The following is a 16,998-nucleotide window of genomic DNA, read 5'->3' as shown; positions in this document are numbered from 1 at the left end:
GGCACCCAGCGCGATGGGGTTGCCGGCCGGTTCCAGCGTAAGTTCTTGATTCCCAACGTTGCGTGGCAGCCTAGCGCTGTCGGGGCCGCCGCTCCCCAGGCTATGGGTGGCAATTCATTTATCGAGGTGCGTAATGTCCCGCGTATGCCAAGTGTCCGGCAAGCGTGTGCAGACGGGTAACAACGTCTCCCACGCAAACAACAGAACCCGTCGTCGCTTCCTGCCCAACCTGCACGAGCGCCGTTTCTGGGTCGCCAGCGAAAACCGCTGGGTGAAGCTCCGTGTTTCCGCGCATGCATTGCGCACCATCGACAAGAACGGGATTGATGCCGTTCTGAAAGAGCTGCGTGCGCGCGGCGAAAAGGTCTGAGGAGTAAGCAGTCATGGCAAAAGGCAAGCGTGACAAGATTCGTATGATTTCCTCGGCCGCTACCGGCCACTTCTACACCACGGATAAGAACAAGAAAAACACTCCGGGGAAGATGGAAATGATGAAGTACGACCCCGTCGTGCGTAAGCACGTGATGTACAAGGAAGGCAAGATCAAGTAATCCACCGATTACGCGATCTGCATCCCAGCAAACACCCGCCGAAAGGCGGGTGTTTGCGTTTGTGGGGTGCGTTGCGGGTTTTATCGCAACCAAGGTTGTGATCCGCAAACTTCCTGGGCCAATACGCTTCGGCGAACTGCACCCTCTCTTCCTGCGGGAGAGGGGTAGGGGGGAGGGTACGGGGCAAAGCCACTCGCGGTAGTTTGAGTACCAGAGACTTTGCACGTCCCCTCATCCGCCCCTGCGGGGCACCTTCTCCCGGTGGGAGAAGGCAGCAAGACCTCGTTCTTCCGATTGAACACACCTTCCGTAGCTGGCAGTTCGAGGCGAAGCAGTCGCTGTTTCACTTCTGAAGGCGCGTGGCGACGTGTTTGACAGCGCAGGCGGCGACACCCTCTCTGGGGCGCCCCTCATCCGCCCCTGCGGGGCACCTTCTCCCGGTGGGAGAAGGTAGCGAGACCTCGTTCTTCCGATTGAACACACCTTCCGTAGCTGGCAGTTCGAGGCGAAGCAGTCGCTGTTTCACTTCTGAAGGCGCGTGGCGACGTGTTTGACAGCGCAGGCGGCGACACCCTCTCTGAGGTGCCCCTCATTCGCCCCTGCGGGAACCTTCTCCCGGTGGGAGAAGGCAGCACCGCTACATCCCACGTGCGCGCAATTGCGCGTCCAGGCGTGGATAGACGCGGCGCGCGTTGCCTTCGAACACCTTGCGCTTGTCTGCATCGGAGATCGCTAATGCGTCGATATAGCGTTTGGTGTCGTCGAAATGGTGCCCCGTCTGCGGGTCGATGCCGCGCACTGCGCCGACCATTTCCGAGCCGAACAGGATGTTGTCGATGTCGATGACCTCAAACAGCAGGTCGATCCCGGGCTGGTGATACACGCAGGTATCGAAGAACACGTTGCGCATCACGTGCGTGGACAGCGGCGGCTTGCCGAGCATGTCGGCCAGGCCGCGGAAGCGGCCCCAGTGATACGGAACGGCGCCACCGCCATGCGGGATGATGAAGCGCAGCTCCGGAAAGTCGGCGAACAGATCGCCTTCCAGAAATTGCATGAACGCGGTGGTGTCTGCGTTGAGGTAGTGCGCGCCGGTGGCGTGGAAATTGGCGTTGCAACTGCCCGACACGTGCACCATGGCCGGCACATCCAGCTCGACCATTTTTTCGAAGAACGGGTACCAGGCGCGGTCGGTCAATGGCAGGCCGGTCCAGTGGCCGCCGGACGGATCGGGATTGAGGTTGCAGCCGACAAACCCGAGCTGGGTGACGCAGCGTTCCAGCTCCTCGACCGAGTGTGCGATCGACACGCCGGGCGACTGCGGTAGCTGGCACACACCGATAAAGGTCTGCGGATACAGCTGCACCACGCGGCCGATGAGGTCGTTGCAATGCCGCGTCCACACCTGGCTCACCGCTTCGTCGCCGATGTGGTGCGCCATGGTGCTGGCACGCGGCGAAAAGATCGTCATGTCCGCACCGCGCTCGCGCAGCAGGCGCAATTGATGCTGCTCGACGCTTTCGCGCAGCTGATCGTCGGAGATGTGCGGATACACCGGCGCTGCCAGGCTTGCGTCGTTGTAGTGCGCAATCTGCGCCTTGCGAAACGCATCGTGTGCAGCGGGTGCGGTGGTGTAGTGGCCGTGGCAATCGATGATCATGGCGATGCTCGTTGAGGTGCGAATCGAAATCTGCAGATACAGTCGGGTGAAGGCATGCCGCGCGTAACAGTGGCTGCCGCTGCGCATGCGCGGCCGCCAGTCGCATGCGGTCGCTGAGTGCGTGCGCCATCGTCATCCATGACCGCATCTGCGAAACGTGTTTCGCGCGGTGCGCGGACGTCCGACCACGACACATCGGGACGTGCGTACCGCAGGTGCATCGTGCCCCGTCTCAAGCTGCAGCCCAGACCGCACGATGCGCCCGCCAGATAGGAGCGCGCCCGGGCGCGCCCGGCATCCGATCTGCTGCAGGTACTGTTCCCCGTCTGCCGCGAACCCGCCTGACATGGTCCAAGCCGGCAAGGCGTTGCCGACATGCAGCGGGAGGTTGCGCCAATGCTCGATTGGTAGCGTCGGAAACACACGCGCTTGCATGACGACGCAGACCACACCGAGCAGCGCATCGACGATCGCACGTGCGTAGTGCGCAAACCACAATCATCCTGCTCAGGCCGGCCTGGCGCTGCTAACGCAACCCGATACTGGCAGTGGCACTTATGCAAACAACACCCCATCGAACAACTTGCGTGCAGTCCTGACCACCGCAGCGCGCACCACCGCGCCATGTGCATCGCATTCGATGACGCAGCCGGTCGTGCCAGTGGGGTGCTCCAACTCCAGCGGCTGGATGCTGCCGCCCGGCAGCTGCGCCAGTGCGTGCGCCGGCGACTCCGGTAGCAGGCAGGCGGTGGCGACCGTGACCGCACCCAGCACCCCGATGGATGCATGGCAGCGGTGCGGGATAAACGAGCGCACGCTGATCGCGCCACCGTTGCGCGGTGCGGCCACCAGCATCATCTTCGGCACTGTCGCGGCGCCGACATCGCCCAACCGCATCAAGGCGCCGGCCTGCAGGCGAATGGATTCCAGCCGCGCCTTGAGAACCTTATCGGCATCCAGCGTGGCGCGGTCTTCATACCCGCTGATCCCGACATCGCTGGCGCGCATCACCACGCACGGCATGCCGTTGTCGATCAGCGTCACCGCCACGCCATCGAGCGTGTCCACGGCGCGCCCGGTCGGCAACAGCGCGCCGCAGGAAGAACCCGCGGTCTCGGCGAATGCCAAGGCAATGGGCGCGGCCGTGCCCGGCACGCCGTCGATGCGCGCGTCGCCCGCATACGTGACCCGGCCGCCGGGCGTGCACACGGTGGCCGTTGCGAGGGTGCCGGTGTTGCGCATGAAGATGCGCACTTCGGTCTGCCCATCGTGCGTGGGCAGCAGGCCGCGCTCCAGCGCGAACGGCGCCACGCCGGCCAGCATGTTGCCGCAATTTTGCGCATCGCTGACCCGCGCCTGTTCGACTGCCACCTGCAAGAACAAATAGTCCACATCGGCATCGCTGCGTGTGGAGCGCGACACCACCGCGACCTTGGAGGTGAGCGGGTCGGCGCCGCCCATGCCGTCGATCTGGCGCAGGTCCGGCGAGCCGTAGGCGCGCAGCAGCCATGCATCGCGTGCGGCAGTGTCGGAGGGCAAGTCGTCGGCCAGAAAAAAGCCGCCCTTGGAGGTGCCGCCGCGCATCCACATCGCGCGCACCTGCTCAGACATAGCGCAGACCCTTGGCCGCCAGGCGCTCGCGCATGGCGTAGATATCCAGGCCCAGTTCGCCGCGTGCCAGACGTTCGCGCTTGATCAGTTCGCGCGCTTCGCGGGCCTGCGCTTCGGCCAGCACCTCGGCCGCCGCGGCGCGCGGCACCACGCACACGCCATCGTCGTCGGCCACCACCACATCGCCGGGCTGGATCAGCTGCCCGGCGCAGACCAGCGGCACGTTGACCGAGCCCAGCGTCTCCTTGATGGTGCCCTGCGCGCAGATGGCGCGGCTCCAGGCAGGGAACTGCATGGCGGTGAGGTCGCGCACGTCGCGCACGCCGGCATCGATGATCAGCCCGCGGCAGCCGCGCGCCTGCGCCGAGGTGGCGAGCAGATCGCCGAAGTAGCCGTCGCAGCAGTCGCTGGTGGGTGCCACCACCAGCACGTCGCCGGGCTGCAGCTGTTCGATGGCCACATGCATCATCCAGTTGTCGCCCGGCGGTATCGACACGGTGACGGCGGTGCCGGCGATGCGGCAGCCGGCGTAGATCGGGCGCAGCCGGTGATGCAGCAGACCGCAGCGGCCCTGCGCCTCGTGCACGGTGGCCACGCCGGCCTGTGCCAGCCCGTCAACGAGGGCGATCGGCGTGCGTGCAACCTGGGTGACGACCTGGCTCATCCATCCATCCTCGTTAGTGCTGCGCCGAGTCTGAGTGGCGAGAGTCAATCGGCTCAACATTTATTTGAGGTATGCGTATTGGTTTTGCTTATAGTTAGAGCATGCCGTCGATGCCCGAGCCCAACCTTCGTCATCTGTATGCCCTGGTCGTGGTGCACCGGCTGGGCAGCATCAGCGCGGCCGCGCCGCAGGTGAATCTGTCGCAGCCGGCCTTGACCCAGGCGGTGGCGCGCCTGGAGCAGCAACTGGGCGTGCGGCTGTTCGAGCGCCAGCCCGGAGGTATGGCGGCCACCGAGGCCACCCAGCTGGTGGTGCCGCGGATCGAGCGCGCCCTGGCGCATCTGGGCCGTGGCATCCGGGTGGCGCGACGTGCGCTGCGGCTGCCAGCGCGCCCCGGCCTGGAGCGACGGGTGTCGTTGGGCCAGCTGCAGGCGCTGGTGGCGGTGGACGTGGCGGGCAGTTATTCGCTGGCCGGGGTGCAGCTGGGCGTGTCGCAGCCGGCAGTCTACCGCGCGGTGCAGGCGCTGGCCGATGTGATCGAGGTGCCGCTGACCATGCGCCGCGGCAAGGCGATGCAGCCCACGCCGGTGGCAGAGCGGCTGTTGCGGCAGGTGCGGTTGGCGCTGGCGGAGGTGCGCGCGGCGCTCGATGAAGTGGCCGTCCTGCGCTCGCACGCTGCCGGGCGGGTGGTGGTGGGGGTGATGCCGCTGGCGCGGGCAATCCTGTTGCCCCAGGCGTTGGCGCGGTTTGCGCGTGCGCACCCGGCCGCCAGCATCAGCGTGGTCGAAGGCCCGTATGCGGAGTTGCTGGCGCATCTGCGCGAGGGCGGGCTGGACCTGCTGATCGGTGCGTTACGCGACCCGCTGCCGGTGCGCGACGTGCTGCAGGAGCCGCTGTTCGACGATGAGCCGGTGATCGTGGCGCGCAGCGGGCACCCCTTGGCCGGCAAGGCGTACGCGTTTGCGCAGCTGCTCGATTACCCATGGGTGATGGCCGCGGCGGGCACGCCGGTGCGCGAGCGCTGGGAACGCATGTTCCGCGATCGGCAGCTGGAGCCGCCGCCGCTGCGCATCGAATGCGGCGCCGAGCTGACCGTGCGCGGCCTGTTGCTGGAAGACGACTGGCTGACCCTGATGTCGCGCGACCAGTTCCTGTTCGAGCGCCGCGCCGGCCTGCTGCGCGAGATCGGCAGCGCCGGGCCGCGCTTGCGTCGGCAGATCGGCATGACCACGCGCAGCGACTGGCACCCCACGCGCGCGCAGACCGCCTTCGTGCAGACGCTGCGTCAGGTGTGCGCCGAGCGCGTGCTTCCTGCGGCGGCAGACGCCGGCCCGTTTCGCCATTGCATCCAGCCGGTGGGCACCGCGCCGTTGCGTTTGCACGCAGCCGGGTCAGAATCGGCTTCCTCATGAGAATGGAGCGCTGATGCTGCCCAACTGGTCGCAAGGCACCTGGCTGCTGGCACTGGACTGGGCGATCCGCCTGGCCGCGCTGCTATGGATTCCCAGCCGCACCACGCCCGGCGCGGCGCGCAGCTGGCTGTTGCTGATCGGCTTTGTGCCGGTGATCGGGTTGCCGCTGTATCTGTTGCTCGGCCAACCCTGGGTGTCGCGGCTGCGCGTGGAGCGGCAGGCCACCGCCTCACAGGTGATCCGCGAACAGCAACTGCCCCTGCATGCGCTGCGCTGGACGCCGCAGGCCGATACCAGCAGCGCCGAGGTGGTGCCGCTGATCGAACGGCAGGGCGACTTCATGCCGACCCTGGGCAATGCGGTGGAATTGCTCGACGACTACGTGCAGTCGCTGCAGGCCCTGATCGTCGCGATCGATGCGGCCGAAAAACGCGTGCACCTGCTGTACTACCTGATGTTCGACGATGCAGTGGGCGATGCGGTGGTGGCGGCGCTGCAGCGGGCAAGCGCGCGCGGCGTGCGTTGCCGCGTGCTGCTCGATGCGGTGGGCGCCAAGCGCGGCCTGCGGCGCTATCGCAAGCGCCTGCAAGCCGATGGCATCGAGGTGCTGGCCGTGCTGCCCGGTGGTCTGCGCTGGCGCCGCAGCGGGCGCATGGATCTGCGCAATCACCGCAAGATTGCGGTGGTCGACAACCAAGTGGGCTTTGTCGGCTCGCAGAACCTGGCCGACGCCGGCTTCATCGATGGCGTGCCCAATCGCGAACTGGTAGCGCGCGTGCGCGGGCCGGTGGTCAATCATCTGGAAGCGGTGTTCGCCAGCGACTGGTTCATCGAAACCGGGACGCGGCTGGATGTCTGGCCGGATGCGCCGGTGTGCGAGGCCAACATCGCCACCCAGCTGCTGCCCAGCGGGCCGGCGTATCCGTTCGAAAACGCGCGCGATGCGATCAATGCGGTGATCCATCTGGCACGACGCAAGGTGGTGCTGGTGACGCCGTACTTCGTACCGGACGAAGCCTTGCTGAGCGCCTTGCGCATCGCCGCGGTGTCGGGCGTGGATGTGCAGCTGATCCTGTCCGAGCGCAACAACCAGCGTCTGGCGGCGTGGGCACAGGATGCGTATTTCGACGAGCTGTTGCGCTGTGGGGTGAAGATTGCGCTGTACCGCCCGCATTTCCTGCATGCCAAGCACCTGAGCATGGATGAGGACATTGCGCTGGTGGGCTCGATCAATCTGGATATCCGTTCGTTCGCGCTCAACGCCGAGATCGGCATGGTGTGCTACGACCGCACTGTGGTGCAGCGGTTGCGGGACATCGAACAGGACTATCTGGCCAACGCGCGTCAGCTGGATCTGGCGCAGTGGCAGCGTCGCCCGGCCTGGCGACGCAGTCGCGAAGGCATCGCGCGGCTGGCCGATGCGTTGATGTAGCTGCCTGCGGTCAGTCCAGGCGCATCACCTGGAAGACGTTTCCCTCCGGGTCGCGGCCGTCGTACATCTGGTAAGCAAAGCCGGGATAACGTTTGAGTTCGCCCACCGCGATGCCTGCGCTGCGCAGGTGCTCGCGATGGGCGGCAAGATCGGAGGTGATCGCAAATACCAGCTTCGTGGTTGAGCCAGCCGCCGACCGTGTCGCATCGGATCCCGGCGATGAAGCCTGCTGTCGGTACCTGTCGCCCACCAGGTGCAACGCCAGCTCGATCTGGCCCGCTGCCAGGACCACCCACTGATCGGTGATCTCCTCGATGACGGCAAGCCCGAAGTGGGTCTGGTAGAAGGCCTTGACCGCAGCGACATCGCGGACATAGAGGATGAGCCTGACCAACGCGATAGACATCCAGTGAACCTCCCGAGGCGTTTGCCGAGCGTGCGCGGCTGATCGTAAGCGCTTCTGACGCTGGGTGCGCGGGCACCGGTCCGAGCTGGACTGCCGCTGGCGACGCCTGCGCCGCGAGGGGCGAGCAATGGGTGCGGTGCGGCCATCGCCTACAATGACCCGATGAACCAATTGCGTGATCCCGGCGATGCAGCGATCGCCATCGTCGGCGGTGGCGCATCCGGTGTGCTGGTGGCGCTGCAGGTGTTGCGTCAGGCCGCCACGCCGCTGCGGATCGTGCTGATCGAGCCGCATCCGGTGCTGGGCGAAGGCGTGGCGTACTCCACCGCGCGGCCCGAGCACCTGCTCAACGTTCCGGCCGCGCGCATGAGTGCGCTGGTGGATGCGCCGCATGATTTTGTCGACTACCTGCGCGCGCACGCATGTTGCCCGGGGGTGGATGACGCGCAGCTGCCGCGACAGTTCGTCGGGCGCCGGCATTACGCGCCTTATCTGCGCGATCGTTTGCAGGCGGCCGCAGCGCAGAGCCCCGCCAGCTTGACGGTGTACGCCGCGCGGGTGGAGACCTTGCAACCCACGGCGGCCGGCATGGCGCTGCAGCTGGACGATGGCCGGACGCTGCAGGCCGCCAGCGTGGTGCTGGCGGTGGGCAATGCGCTGCGGCCGTTGCCGCTGCGGGGCGCCACCGGTCTGACGAACGCCCAGCGGGTGGAAGCCTGGGATACCGCAGCGGTGGCGGCAGTGCCGCAGGAGGCGGCGGTGTGCATCGTCGGTTCGGGGCTGAGCATGGCCGACACGGTGGTGACGCTGGCCGCGCAGGCGCATCGCGGTGCGGTGCATGTGGTGTCGCGGCATGGGCTGTTGCCGTTGCCGCATGCGCATGGCGCCGCCGCAGACTTCGACCCGCAACCGCTGCTTGCGCTGCCGTTGCGTGCTCGCATGCGCGCGTTGCGCCAGCACGCCCGCGTGGCGCTGGCGCAGGGGCTGCCGTGGCAGAGCGTGATGGAACGCATACGGCCGTTGAGTCAGCCCTTGTGGCAGACCTTGTCGGTGGCCGATCAGCGCCGTTTCCTGCGGCATGTGGTGCGCTATTGGGATGTGCATCGGCATCGCATTGCCGCGCCGGTGCATGCGCAGTTGCAGGCGATGCAGGCGCGCGGGCAACTGCAGTTACATCGCGCGCGGCTGGATGTGGCCTTCGAGGTGGGTGCGTGCGTGCGTGTGAGCGCGGGCGCTGCCAGTGCCGGGCATGCATTGCAGCTGGATGTACAGACCCTGGTCAATGCCACGGGCGTGGAAATGCGTGTGCAGGCAATGCGTAACCCGTTGCTGCAGCAGTTGCTGGGGCAGGGCATTGCAATGGCCGGCCCGCACGGCATCGGCGTGGATACCGCTGCCGATGCCAGCCTGATCGGCGCCGACGGCCATGCCAACCCGCGCCTGCGGGTGATCGGCAGCCTGCGTATCGGTGCGCTGTGGGAGAGCCTGGCGGTGCCGGAGTTGCGCGAACAGGCAGCGGCGATTGCGCGCGATCTGTTGCAGTGGCTGTAGCGCTGATAGGCGTGTCGGGACCGGAAAAGGAGCTTGTTACCTTCCACGGCCGCGACATTGGCCTCTGCGACGGACGACGGTGACGCCTAGCGCCCGATGAGGGTGCGAGCGAAGCCTCGGGTGACCCGCCATGCGTCGTGCCCTCACCCCAACCCCTCTCCCGCAGGCGGGAGAGGGGCTCTTCTGCCACCGCGAGCATTGGCCTGCGCGCTCTTGCCGGCGGGAAAACAACCAACGTCCTGGCTTCTCTCGCAGGCGCCAGAGCACCAACGTCCTGTCCTCTCTCGCAGGCGTCAGGGCAACCAACGTCCTGCCTTCTCCCGCGTGCGGGGGAAGGTGCCCGAAGGGCGGATGGGGGCAGCAATCCCCAACCGCTTCATCGCAATCTCAGCCGCAGCGACGCCACAACCGGTAAAATGCGGCGGTGGATGTCTCTCATTTGCTCGATCATTTGAACCCCGCCCAGCGCGAGGCCGTTTCCGCACCGCCGGGGCATTACCTCGTGCTGGCCGGCGCCGGCTCCGGCAAGACGCGCGTGCTGATCCATCGCATCGCCTGGCTCAACGAAGTCCAGGGCGTGCCCAACCACGGCATCTTCGCGGTGACCTTCACCAACAAGGCCGCCGGCGAGATGCGCCACCGCACCGACCTGCAGCTGCGCAACGGCAGTCGCGGGATGTGGATCGGCACCTTCCATGGGCTTGCCCATCGGTTGCTGCGCCTGCACTGGCAGGACGCGCGGCTGCCGGAAGGCTTCCAGGTCATGGACAGCGACGACCAGCTGCGGCTGGTCAAGCGCGTGGTGCAGTCGCTGGAGCTGGACGAGAGCAAGTATCCGCCCAAGCAGATGAGCTGGTGGATCAACGAACAGAAGGACGAAGGCCGCCGTCCGCAGCACATCCAGCCCGAGCCCAACGACGACTGGACCGAGGTGCGCCGGCAGGTGTATGCGGCCTACCAGGAACGCTGCGACCGCTCCGGGCTGCTGGATTTCGCCGAGTTGCTGCTGCGCGCGCACGAACTGCTGCGCGACACCCCGGCCTTGCTGGCGCATTACCGTGCACGCTTCCGCGAGATCCTGGTCGACGAATTCCAGGACACCAACGCCATCCAGTACGCCTTCGTGCGCGTGCTGGCCGGCGAGACCGGGCATGTGTTCGTGGTCGGCGACGACGACCAGGCCATCTATGGCTGGCGCGGTGCCAAGGTCGAGAACGTACAGCGCTTCCTGAAGGACTTCCCCGGCGCGCAGACCGTTCGGCTGGAGCAGAACTATCGCTCCAGCGCCAATATCCTGGGCGCGGCCAATGCGGTGATCGCGCATAACCCCGACCGCATCGGCAAGCAGCTGTGGACCGATTCCGGTGACGGCGACCCGATCGATCTGTATGCGGCCTATAACGAAGTCGACGAAGCCCGCTATGTAGTCGAGCGCGCGCGCCAGTGGGTGCGCGATGGCGGCAGCTACGGTGAAGTGGCGGTGCTCTATCGCAGCAACGCGCAATCGCGCGCGCTGGAAGAGGCGCTGATTTCCGAGCAGCTGCCGTACCGCGTGTATGGCGGCATGCGCTTTTTCGAGCGCGCCGAAATCAAGGATGCGTTGGCCTACCTGCGCCTGCTCAGCAACCGCAGCGACGATGCCGCCTTCGAGCGCGCGGTCAACACGCCCACGCGCGGCATCGGCGATCGCACCCTGGACGAAGTGCGCCGGCTGGCACGCGCCAATGCATTGTCGCTATGGGAAGCGGCAATGCTGTGCACGCAGGAAAATACCCTGGCGGCGCGCGCCCGCAATGCGCTGGCTACGTTCCTGAGCCTGGTTGGCCAGCTGCATGCCGAAACCGCGCAGATGGAACTGGCCGAACGCATCGACCATGTGCTGATGCGCTCGGGCTTGCGCGAGCATTGGGCCAAGGAAAGCCGCAGCGGGCTGGATTCGGAATCGCGCACCGAGAACCTGGACGAACTGGTCTCGGTGGCCTCGCGCTTCACCCGCCCGGACGATGAAGACAGCCAGGGCATGACCGAGCTGGTCGCCTTCCTCGCCTACGCCTCGCTGGAAGCCGGCGAAGGCCAGGCGCAGGCGGGCGAAGAAGGCGTGCAGCTGATGACGCTGCATTCGGCCAAGGGCCTGGAATTTCCCATCGTGTTCCTGGTCGGGCTGGAAGATGGCCTGTTCCCGAGTGCGCGCTCGCTGGAAGAAAGCGGCCGGCTGGAAGAAGAGCGTCGCCTCGCGTACGTGGGCATCACCCGCGCGCGGCAGAAGCTGGTGCTGTGCTACGCCGAATCGCGGCGCATCCACGGCCAGGACAACTACAACGTGCCCTCGCGCTTCCTGCGCGAAATTCCGCGCGAGCTGCTGCACGAAGTGCGCCCGAAAGTGCAGGTCTCGCGCACCGCCTCGCTGGGCGCGGCACGCGGCGGCCCGGTGCACGGCGTGGTCGAAGCCGCACCGATCAAGCTCGGTGCCAATGTCGAACATCCCACCTTCGGCGGCGGTGTGGTCGTGGACTATGAGGGCGCCGGTGCACATGCGCGCGTGCAGGTGCAGTTCGACGAAGTCGGCGCCAAGTGGCTAGTGATGGCCTACGCCAATCTGACGGTGGTGTAGCGACGCAGCTGATGGCCGCGCCACCAGGCGCAGAGACGATGGACAGGACCTCGGCCGATTCCTTCTCCGCAAGCGGGAACGCGCCGATTCTTCTCCGCAAGCGGGAACGTGCCGATTCTTCTCCGCAAGCGGGAGAAGGTGGCGCGCAGCGCCGGATGAGGGCCCTCATAATGGGTCGCCCCCATCCGCCCCGCAGGCACCTTCCCCCGCATACGGGGAAGGCCGTCATGCCGCTGCCGAGGTTAGCGAGTTGCGACGTGTGCGCGACCAACCAGCAACAGGATCGACTCAGCGACATCGCCGCGCTCCAGGCCATTGGTGCACCGCCTGATGCATTCGTCGTCTCATCCGTGACACCCTGCGACGAATTGAATACGCAAGGGAGCGCAGCCGCATGCGCACGGAAAAACAGAAAATGCTGGCCGGTGAGCTCTACAACGCTGCCGATGTAGAGCTACAGGCCGATCAGGCCGCTGCCGCCGACTGGATGGTGCGGTATAACGCGACCCTCGCGCAGCCGCCCGCACAGCGACACGCGCTGCTGGTCGAGCGACTGGCTGCAGTTGGCGAAGGCGCGGTGATTCGCCCGCCCTTCCATTGCGACTACGGCTACAACATCCGTCTGGGCGCGGGCGTGTTTCTCAACTTCAACTGCGTGATTCTGGATATCTGCGAAGTCAGCATCGGCGAGGGCACACAGGTGGGGCCGGCCGTGCAGTTCTATGCCGCCGATCATCCGCGCGATGCGGCCGGCCGCGCCAGCGGGCTGGAGTTTGGCCGCCCGATTCACGTAGGACGCAACGTGTGGATCGGCGGCGGCGCGATCATCCTGCCGGGCGTGAGTATCGGCGACGATGCGCTGATCGGCGCCGGTGCGGTGGTCACCCGCGATGTGCCGGCCGGTGCGACCGCGCTGGGCAATCCCGCTCGCGTGCGGACCCAGCGCAACGATCCCGACGCAGCACCCACCGACTGAGCGTGCGCGATGTCGGCAACGCATTGATCCGCATCAAGGCCTGCGCGGCGGTGTCCGGGCAGGCTGTCATCGTCGGCGATGCCGCCGGCCACTCCGGGAGGTCACCATGTACAAACGTATCCTGATCGCCATCGACGCCTCCGAGCTGTCGCATCGCGGGTTGTTCCAGGGCCTGGAACTGGCCAAGACGACCGGTGCCAAGGTGGATATCGTCACCGTGTCCGAGCCGTGGGCGATGGGCATGTACGACGCGATGGGCTGGAGCGTGGGGTACGAAACCAGTCCCGAGTACCGCAACGAACGTGAAGCGGCTGCCGAAAAGATCCTGCGCCCGGCGCTGGAACTGGCCGCTGCCGCCAATCTGAAAGCGGCCTCGCACCATGTGCTGGACCGCTTTGCCGCCGAAGGCATCGTGCAGACCGCCGATGAATGCAACAGCGATCTGATCGTCATGACCTCGCATGGCCGTCGCGGGGTGCGCCGCATGCTACTCGGCAGCCAGACCGTGGAAGTGCTCACGCACAGTGCGATTCCGGTGCTGGTGATTCGCTGATCGCGGCAGGCAGGCAGGGCGTGCGGCCACAGGTGCGCTGCGGCGTTGTCGGCAGCAACGCCAGCGCGCCGACATGCACGTGTGCATCGCGTCCCCGAGCACTGCACGCGACCATGCCAACGTGCAGTTGCCACGGATTGTCAGCGCTCGGCGCACTCCAGCCCCCCGCGTTGCGCGCGTGGCGGGTGACCGAGACGCCGCAGCGCTTCGGTCGGCACCAGCGGCGCGAGATTCACCGGCAATGTGCCCAGCCTGACCGGTGCGTGATCGCGTTGCGCATCCTGGCCGAGCTCGCGCATGAAGCGCTCCATGGGCACCGAGTGCGCGCGACGCGGCACCTGCGTCTGCAGCGCCGCGCGGCAGTGGCGGCGCCAGTGCATCGGCGGCATGCCGAAGCGCTGTTGAAAGCAGCGTTGAAACTGCCGCTCCGACGCGAATCCCGTTTCGTACAGTAGCCAAGTCAGGCTGCACTGCGGGTAGGCCTGCAGATAGCGGTACGCGGCGCACAGGCGCTGCTCGCGGAGATAGCTGGCCACGCCGCCGCGGGATTGGAACAAGCGGTACAACGACGCGCGCGATAGGGAGAATGCGCGCAGCAGGGACGCGGTGCCGAACTCTGTTTCGCCGATGTGCTGCTGGATGTACGACAGCAAATCGATCATCAGCTGCGTGTGCGTCTCATCGGTTGAGGAGCGCGGTTGCGCAACGATAGCGCTGTAGTCGGTCATGCTCATGTGCTGCCGCCTGCGGCCCACGTCTCGGGGCCTGTCCCACGATCAACCGGCAAAAGCGGGTCAAACCCATCACGGCTCCTGTACCAGCTCCGCGCTCCATCACACATCGGGCGATTGAGACGATTGGTCGGGTGGTCCAGCGGGGCGTCTCTACACTTCATCGCAGTTTTGAGGAAGCGTCATCGCACCGTCTGCTACCTCTGTCCTTATGTGCGGTTGGCGCGGATTGGCCGACCTCGCACGTGGCTGCCGGCCACCAAGCCGGCAGCATCCAATGTCATCAGCAAGCGGGCATAGCCGTGCACCCGGGTAACTGGCAAGCCGAAATTGGACGCCGGGTGTGGTGGACCCTCAGAAGTTCATCGCCTGCAAATGGAACCGGGCAAGGGACTCAAGCGCGACAAGAGCGCGAGCGGTATCAGAAGCAGATAGTCAAGAACATCCGCGAACAGGAAGACGGCCGAACCGCTGGGGGAGTTGTGCGGTTGCCCGATCGACGATGCGTCCGTCTACCAGCGTCCGGCGGAGGCAGAACTGTGTAATGGCATGCGCAGGTGAGGGCTACTGCGCGTGCGTCGTCCATCGCCCAAGCACCAACGGCTGCACGATCGGGTGTCCATGGCTATACCGCCGCATGGATGCAGTGACAGTAGGCGGTATCCAACCAGGAGAAAGAAATGGCAATTTCAGTCGGAATCAATGCCGGGCCAGCTGCGAGTTCATCGAGTGTCGTCGCGACGGGAACCATCCAGCACGTGATCAGCGATGCCGAGAGAACCGCATTCAATATCAAGACCAGTCAAACCAGCCGATCCTTTTACACCGCCGCCCAAGCCAAGGCCCAGTTTTACACCCGCTTCAGCTCGAGCCTTCCCATTCTTAACCCCCGCTTCGGCGGATCCCTCCGCTTGAGCACCCACAGCTCCCTGCAGTTCGCCGCCTAAACACACGCCGATGTCCCATTTGTCATCTATATAGGGCTGGTGGGAGCCAGATAGCTTGTTCCATAGGAAAACCCCAGCATTACCAACACGTGTCGGAGTAACGCAGAGCTCTCCTTTGATCGTACCCTCAACTACGTTAGCCTTCAAACCGGCGTGTCCACCATTCGGTGTACTCCATCTTATCGACATCATGTGGCGCTCTAAGATAGGCGCGCTCCCAGTTTTCATAACGCAGGGGCTTGAGAAAATCGTTGATTGCGCGGTAGGCCGCGGGCACGCACCCCTTGTTCAAGTCACCGAGCACAGGCTGCTCTCCAGCCTGGAAAACGACACCGCCCTCGTAAGGGTGAAGGATGACTTCCTCGCCAAGTACCGTTCGTGCCTTATCAATGCCGCCAACCCGCGCGAGCAGCTCATCGTTGACGGCCGTCAGCCAGTTCACATCGCGGATCGTGTCCGTCCTGTCTCGTATCGCCAATCCAAAACGCGCGCCATCCTCGTAAAGTAGCCCGGGAAACCTGCGAAAAAGAGGGTAGGCTTTTGCTGTTGCACCCGACGCGTAGGAATAAAAAAAGAGCGACAAACCCGATACGGCGTAGAAAACCCGCAGATCGCGGCAGGCGTCAACGAAAAAACGGACCAAGCCATTCCTATCGCGCGACAGCGCCGATAGCCTCGTCTGGCACATAAGGTGCCCATTGCCACCGCGATAGCCGACGCCGGGAAGAAGGGCCGTGAAGTAGTCGTGGACCGGATCCGTCGAACGCAACGCCTGTTTTGGCATATGCCTTACATAGAAACTCGCCGTCTCTTTCTCGTCGTAATAGCCGCCCTGCAACAGATATTCCTCGATCTGTTTTCCTGCTGAAATACGACGTGTCCGCTCATTGAATGACAATAAATTGGTGTTACCCTCTGCCAGATCGTAATAACGCAATGCCAAACCGAGCATGGATTGGCGTATTTGACGCGTTTCCCCATCCGCAAAATAGAAGCCGGAGGTCAGCCCAAACAGCCATTGGATGGTATTGCCAGGGGGCAAACCGATTTCATCCAGTTTTTCGAGTTCACCCCGCTCCTCAAGGAGCGCCATCGTGGTGATGAGTTCGTTTAAATTCACGATATTTTCCTACTTGATCGGTATCGGGCGGCCGGGGAACCGACGACCGGGCAAAGGCAACCAGATTGGATTCTCCATACCTTTCCGGAGTTCGCGCCACCGGCTCTCAGCTTCCCATTGCCGTTCCTGTTCGCGCTGCCGTACAGATTCCTCACAGTTGTCACACTCGTCCAGCACCACGAACTCACTATATTCAGCAACGTGCCGGTCAGCGATATCTTCATATGCCCTGGCCTTCGCCGCATCATTTGGAAACTTGTCACCCGGAAACTTCATGTCGTACATATGGGTCATCTGGCCGTTCTCGACTTTCACCACATCGAGCCAGCGGGAGCCACGCACATTGAACCATCGCGTACCGCCCCAGGGCGCCCTGCGGGGAACCTTGGGAATGTCGTATTCCTCTCCTTGCAGGATGACATTTCCGGGTGGTTTGTCCGGGAATGTGTTGCTTGGATTGTTCGGGTCCCAGAATCCAAGCTCGGAAATATAGCCATAATTGGTGCGCGGATCGCCGACCGGCATGCTGCCGCCAAGAACCGTGTTCGGATATTGTGCCTGGATCGTCGCGTCGACACAGCGCTGGTAGCGACCGGGGCTCGCCTCGTCGTCGCGCGGCAGAACCTCGTCCATCCTTCAAGCCCCTCGGTAACGCTGTTTCTCGGACGATGCAGCGCATAACAGCGGCAGCCCACCTCGCAGAGATAACGTTCGGGATGGCCTTCGGGCAGGTCGGTCTTGTAGCCACCGACCGATACGGTGTTGCCCTTGTT

15 protein-coding genes and 1 pseudogene are annotated in these 16,998 nt (G+C 65.0%); 9 read left to right on the top strand and 7 right to left on the bottom strand.

Features of this window, described 5'->3' with window-relative positions; genetic code table 11:
- Nucleotides 1-133 precede the first annotated feature (133 nt).
- A complete protein-coding gene (gene rpmB / locus GGR62_RS03100) occupies nt 134-370 on the top strand; it encodes a 50S ribosomal protein L28 (protein ID WP_002809459.1) in 237 nt (78 codons plus the stop codon).
- 13 nt (nt 371-383) lie between these two features.
- The gene (gene rpmG, locus GGR62_RS03095; protein WP_002809462.1) at nt 384-551 is read left to right on the top strand and encodes a 50S ribosomal protein L33; all 168 of its coding nucleotides are present in this window, start codon (nt 384-386) and stop codon (nt 549-551) included.
- 637 nt (nt 552-1,188) lie between these two features.
- On the opposite strand, the gene GGR62_RS03090 is transcribed toward rpmG, so the two are convergent.
- From GGR62_RS03090 to GGR62_RS03080, 3 genes are all read right to left on the bottom strand, one after another.
- Nucleotides 1,189-2,211, bottom strand: a complete 1,023-nt coding sequence (locus tag GGR62_RS03090; RefSeq protein ID WP_184406510.1) for an amidohydrolase family protein — start codon at nt 2,209-2,211, stop codon at nt 1,189-1,191.
- Between the two features lie 555 nt (nt 2,212-2,766).
- Nucleotides 2,767-3,822: a 4-oxalomesaconate tautomerase gene (locus GGR62_RS03085; protein WP_184406509.1), complete on the bottom strand. Its 1,056-nt coding sequence runs from the start codon at nt 3,820-3,822 to the stop codon at nt 2,767-2,769.
- Complete coding sequence (locus tag GGR62_RS03080; protein ID WP_184406508.1) at nt 3,815-4,486, bottom strand: 4-carboxy-4-hydroxy-2-oxoadipate aldolase/oxaloacetate decarboxylase; 672 nt, start codon at nt 4,484-4,486, stop codon at nt 3,815-3,817. Before GGR62_RS03080 ends, GGR62_RS03085 begins: the two co-directional genes overlap by 8 nt.
- A gap of 101 nt (nt 4,487-4,587) precedes the next feature.
- Here GGR62_RS03080 and GGR62_RS03075 point away from each other — a divergent pair, with 101 nt between their 5' ends.
- Both GGR62_RS03075 and cls read left to right on the top strand, forming a co-directional pair.
- Nucleotides 4,588-5,898 (top strand): LysR family transcriptional regulator, encoded by a 1,311-nt coding sequence (locus GGR62_RS03075; RefSeq protein ID WP_184406507.1) that lies wholly within the window; start codon nt 4,588-4,590, stop codon nt 5,896-5,898.
- 13 nt (nt 5,899-5,911) lie between these two features.
- Nucleotides 5,912-7,330 (top strand): cardiolipin synthase, encoded by a 1,419-nt coding sequence (gene cls / locus GGR62_RS03070; protein ID WP_184406506.1) that lies wholly within the window; start codon nt 5,912-5,914, stop codon nt 7,328-7,330.
- 10 nt (nt 7,331-7,340) lie between these two features.
- On the opposite strand, the gene GGR62_RS03065 is transcribed toward cls, so the two are convergent.
- Nucleotides 7,341-7,736: a VOC family protein gene (locus tag GGR62_RS03065; protein ID WP_184406505.1), complete on the bottom strand. Its 396-nt coding sequence runs from the start codon at nt 7,734-7,736 to the stop codon at nt 7,341-7,343.
- 162 nt (nt 7,737-7,898) lie between these two features.
- On the opposite strand from GGR62_RS03065, the gene GGR62_RS03060 reads away from it, so the two are divergent.
- From GGR62_RS03060 to GGR62_RS03045, 4 genes are all read left to right on the top strand, one after another.
- Nucleotides 7,899-9,287 (top strand): FAD/NAD(P)-binding protein, encoded by a 1,389-nt coding sequence (locus GGR62_RS03060; protein ID WP_184406504.1) that lies wholly within the window; start codon nt 7,899-7,901, stop codon nt 9,285-9,287.
- Nucleotides 9,288-9,711: 424 nt separating this feature from the next.
- Nucleotides 9,712-11,898 (top strand): DNA helicase II, encoded by a 2,187-nt coding sequence (gene uvrD / locus GGR62_RS03055; protein WP_184406503.1) that lies wholly within the window; start codon nt 9,712-9,714, stop codon nt 11,896-11,898.
- A gap of 394 nt (nt 11,899-12,292) precedes the next feature.
- A complete protein-coding gene (locus tag GGR62_RS03050) occupies nt 12,293-12,874 on the top strand; it encodes a sugar O-acetyltransferase (RefSeq protein WP_184406502.1) in 582 nt (193 codons plus the stop codon).
- Between the two features lie 106 nt (nt 12,875-12,980).
- Nucleotides 12,981-13,427: a universal stress protein gene (locus GGR62_RS03045; RefSeq protein WP_184406501.1), complete on the top strand. Its 447-nt coding sequence runs from the start codon at nt 12,981-12,983 to the stop codon at nt 13,425-13,427.
- Nucleotides 13,428-13,567: 140 nt separating this feature from the next.
- Here the strand turns inward: GGR62_RS03045 and tagK are convergent.
- Nucleotides 13,568-14,268 (bottom strand): annotated as a pseudogene (tagK, locus tag GGR62_RS03040) (transcriptional regulator TagK).
- Nucleotides 14,269-14,838: 570 nt separating this feature from the next.
- On the opposite strand from tagK, the gene GGR62_RS03035 reads away from it, so the two are divergent.
- A complete protein-coding gene (locus GGR62_RS03035; RefSeq protein WP_184406499.1) occupies nt 14,839-15,105 on the top strand; it encodes a hypothetical protein in 267 nt (88 codons plus the stop codon).
- A gap of 136 nt (nt 15,106-15,241) precedes the next feature.
- Here GGR62_RS03035 and GGR62_RS21395 read toward each other — a convergent pair whose 3' ends face one another.
- Nucleotides 15,242-16,225 carry a type VI immunity family protein gene (locus GGR62_RS21395; protein ID WP_184406498.1) on the bottom strand — a complete coding sequence of 328 codons (984 nt, stop codon included), beginning with the start codon at nt 16,223-16,225 and terminating at the stop codon, nt 15,242-15,244.
- 9 nt (nt 16,226-16,234) lie between these two features.
- Nucleotides 16,235-16,858: a hypothetical protein gene (locus GGR62_RS21050; RefSeq protein ID WP_260305383.1), complete on the bottom strand. Its 624-nt coding sequence runs from the start codon at nt 16,856-16,858 to the stop codon at nt 16,235-16,237.
- Nucleotides 16,859-16,998 lie beyond the last annotated feature (140 nt).

The sequence above is a fragment of the Xanthomonas sp. 3075 genome, assembly GCF_014197275.1.
Lineage (GTDB): Bacteria > Pseudomonadota > Gammaproteobacteria > Xanthomonadales > Xanthomonadaceae > Xanthomonas > Xanthomonas campestris_B.
The sequence above is the reverse complement of the archived record's forward strand: the minus strand, read 5'-3'. Positions and strand labels throughout refer to the sequence as shown.

Excerpts from the sequence above, each read along its gene's own strand:
- cls (WP_184406506.1), top strand. The coding sequence starts at position 5,912 with ATGCTGCCCAACTGGTCGCAAGGCACCTGGCTGCTGGCACTGGACTGG.
- GGR62_RS03090 (WP_184406510.1), bottom strand. The coding sequence starts at position 2,211 with ATGATCATCGATTGCCACGGCCACTACACCACCGCACCCGCTGCACAC.
- GGR62_RS03075 (WP_184406507.1), top strand. The coding sequence starts at position 4,588 with ATGCCGTCGATGCCCGAGCCCAACCTTCGTCATCTGTATGCCCTGGTC.
- GGR62_RS03085 (WP_184406509.1), bottom strand. The coding sequence starts at position 3,822 with ATGTCTGAGCAGGTGCGCGCGATGTGGATGCGCGGCGGCACCTCCAAG.
- GGR62_RS03080 (WP_184406508.1), bottom strand. The coding sequence starts at position 4,486 with ATGAGCCAGGTCGTCACCCAGGTTGCACGCACGCCGATCGCCCTCGTT.
- GGR62_RS03060 (WP_184406504.1), top strand. The coding sequence starts at position 7,899 with ATGAACCAATTGCGTGATCCCGGCGATGCAGCGATCGCCATCGTCGGC.
- GGR62_RS03050 (WP_184406502.1), top strand. The coding sequence starts at position 12,293 with ATGCGCACGGAAAAACAGAAAATGCTGGCCGGTGAGCTCTACAACGCT.
- GGR62_RS21050 (WP_260305383.1), bottom strand. The coding sequence starts at position 16,858 with ATGGACGAGGTTCTGCCGCGCGACGACGAGGCGAGCCCCGGTCGCTAC.
- GGR62_RS03035 (WP_184406499.1), top strand. The coding sequence starts at position 14,839 with ATGGCAATTTCAGTCGGAATCAATGCCGGGCCAGCTGCGAGTTCATCG.
- rpmG (WP_002809462.1), top strand. The coding sequence starts at position 384 with ATGGCAAAAGGCAAGCGTGACAAGATTCGTATGATTTCCTCGGCCGCT.
- GGR62_RS03065 (WP_184406505.1), bottom strand. The coding sequence starts at position 7,736 with ATGTCTATCGCGTTGGTCAGGCTCATCCTCTATGTCCGCGATGTCGCT.
- rpmB (WP_002809459.1), top strand. The coding sequence starts at position 134 with ATGTCCCGCGTATGCCAAGTGTCCGGCAAGCGTGTGCAGACGGGTAAC.
- GGR62_RS03045 (WP_184406501.1), top strand. The coding sequence starts at position 12,981 with ATGTACAAACGTATCCTGATCGCCATCGACGCCTCCGAGCTGTCGCAT.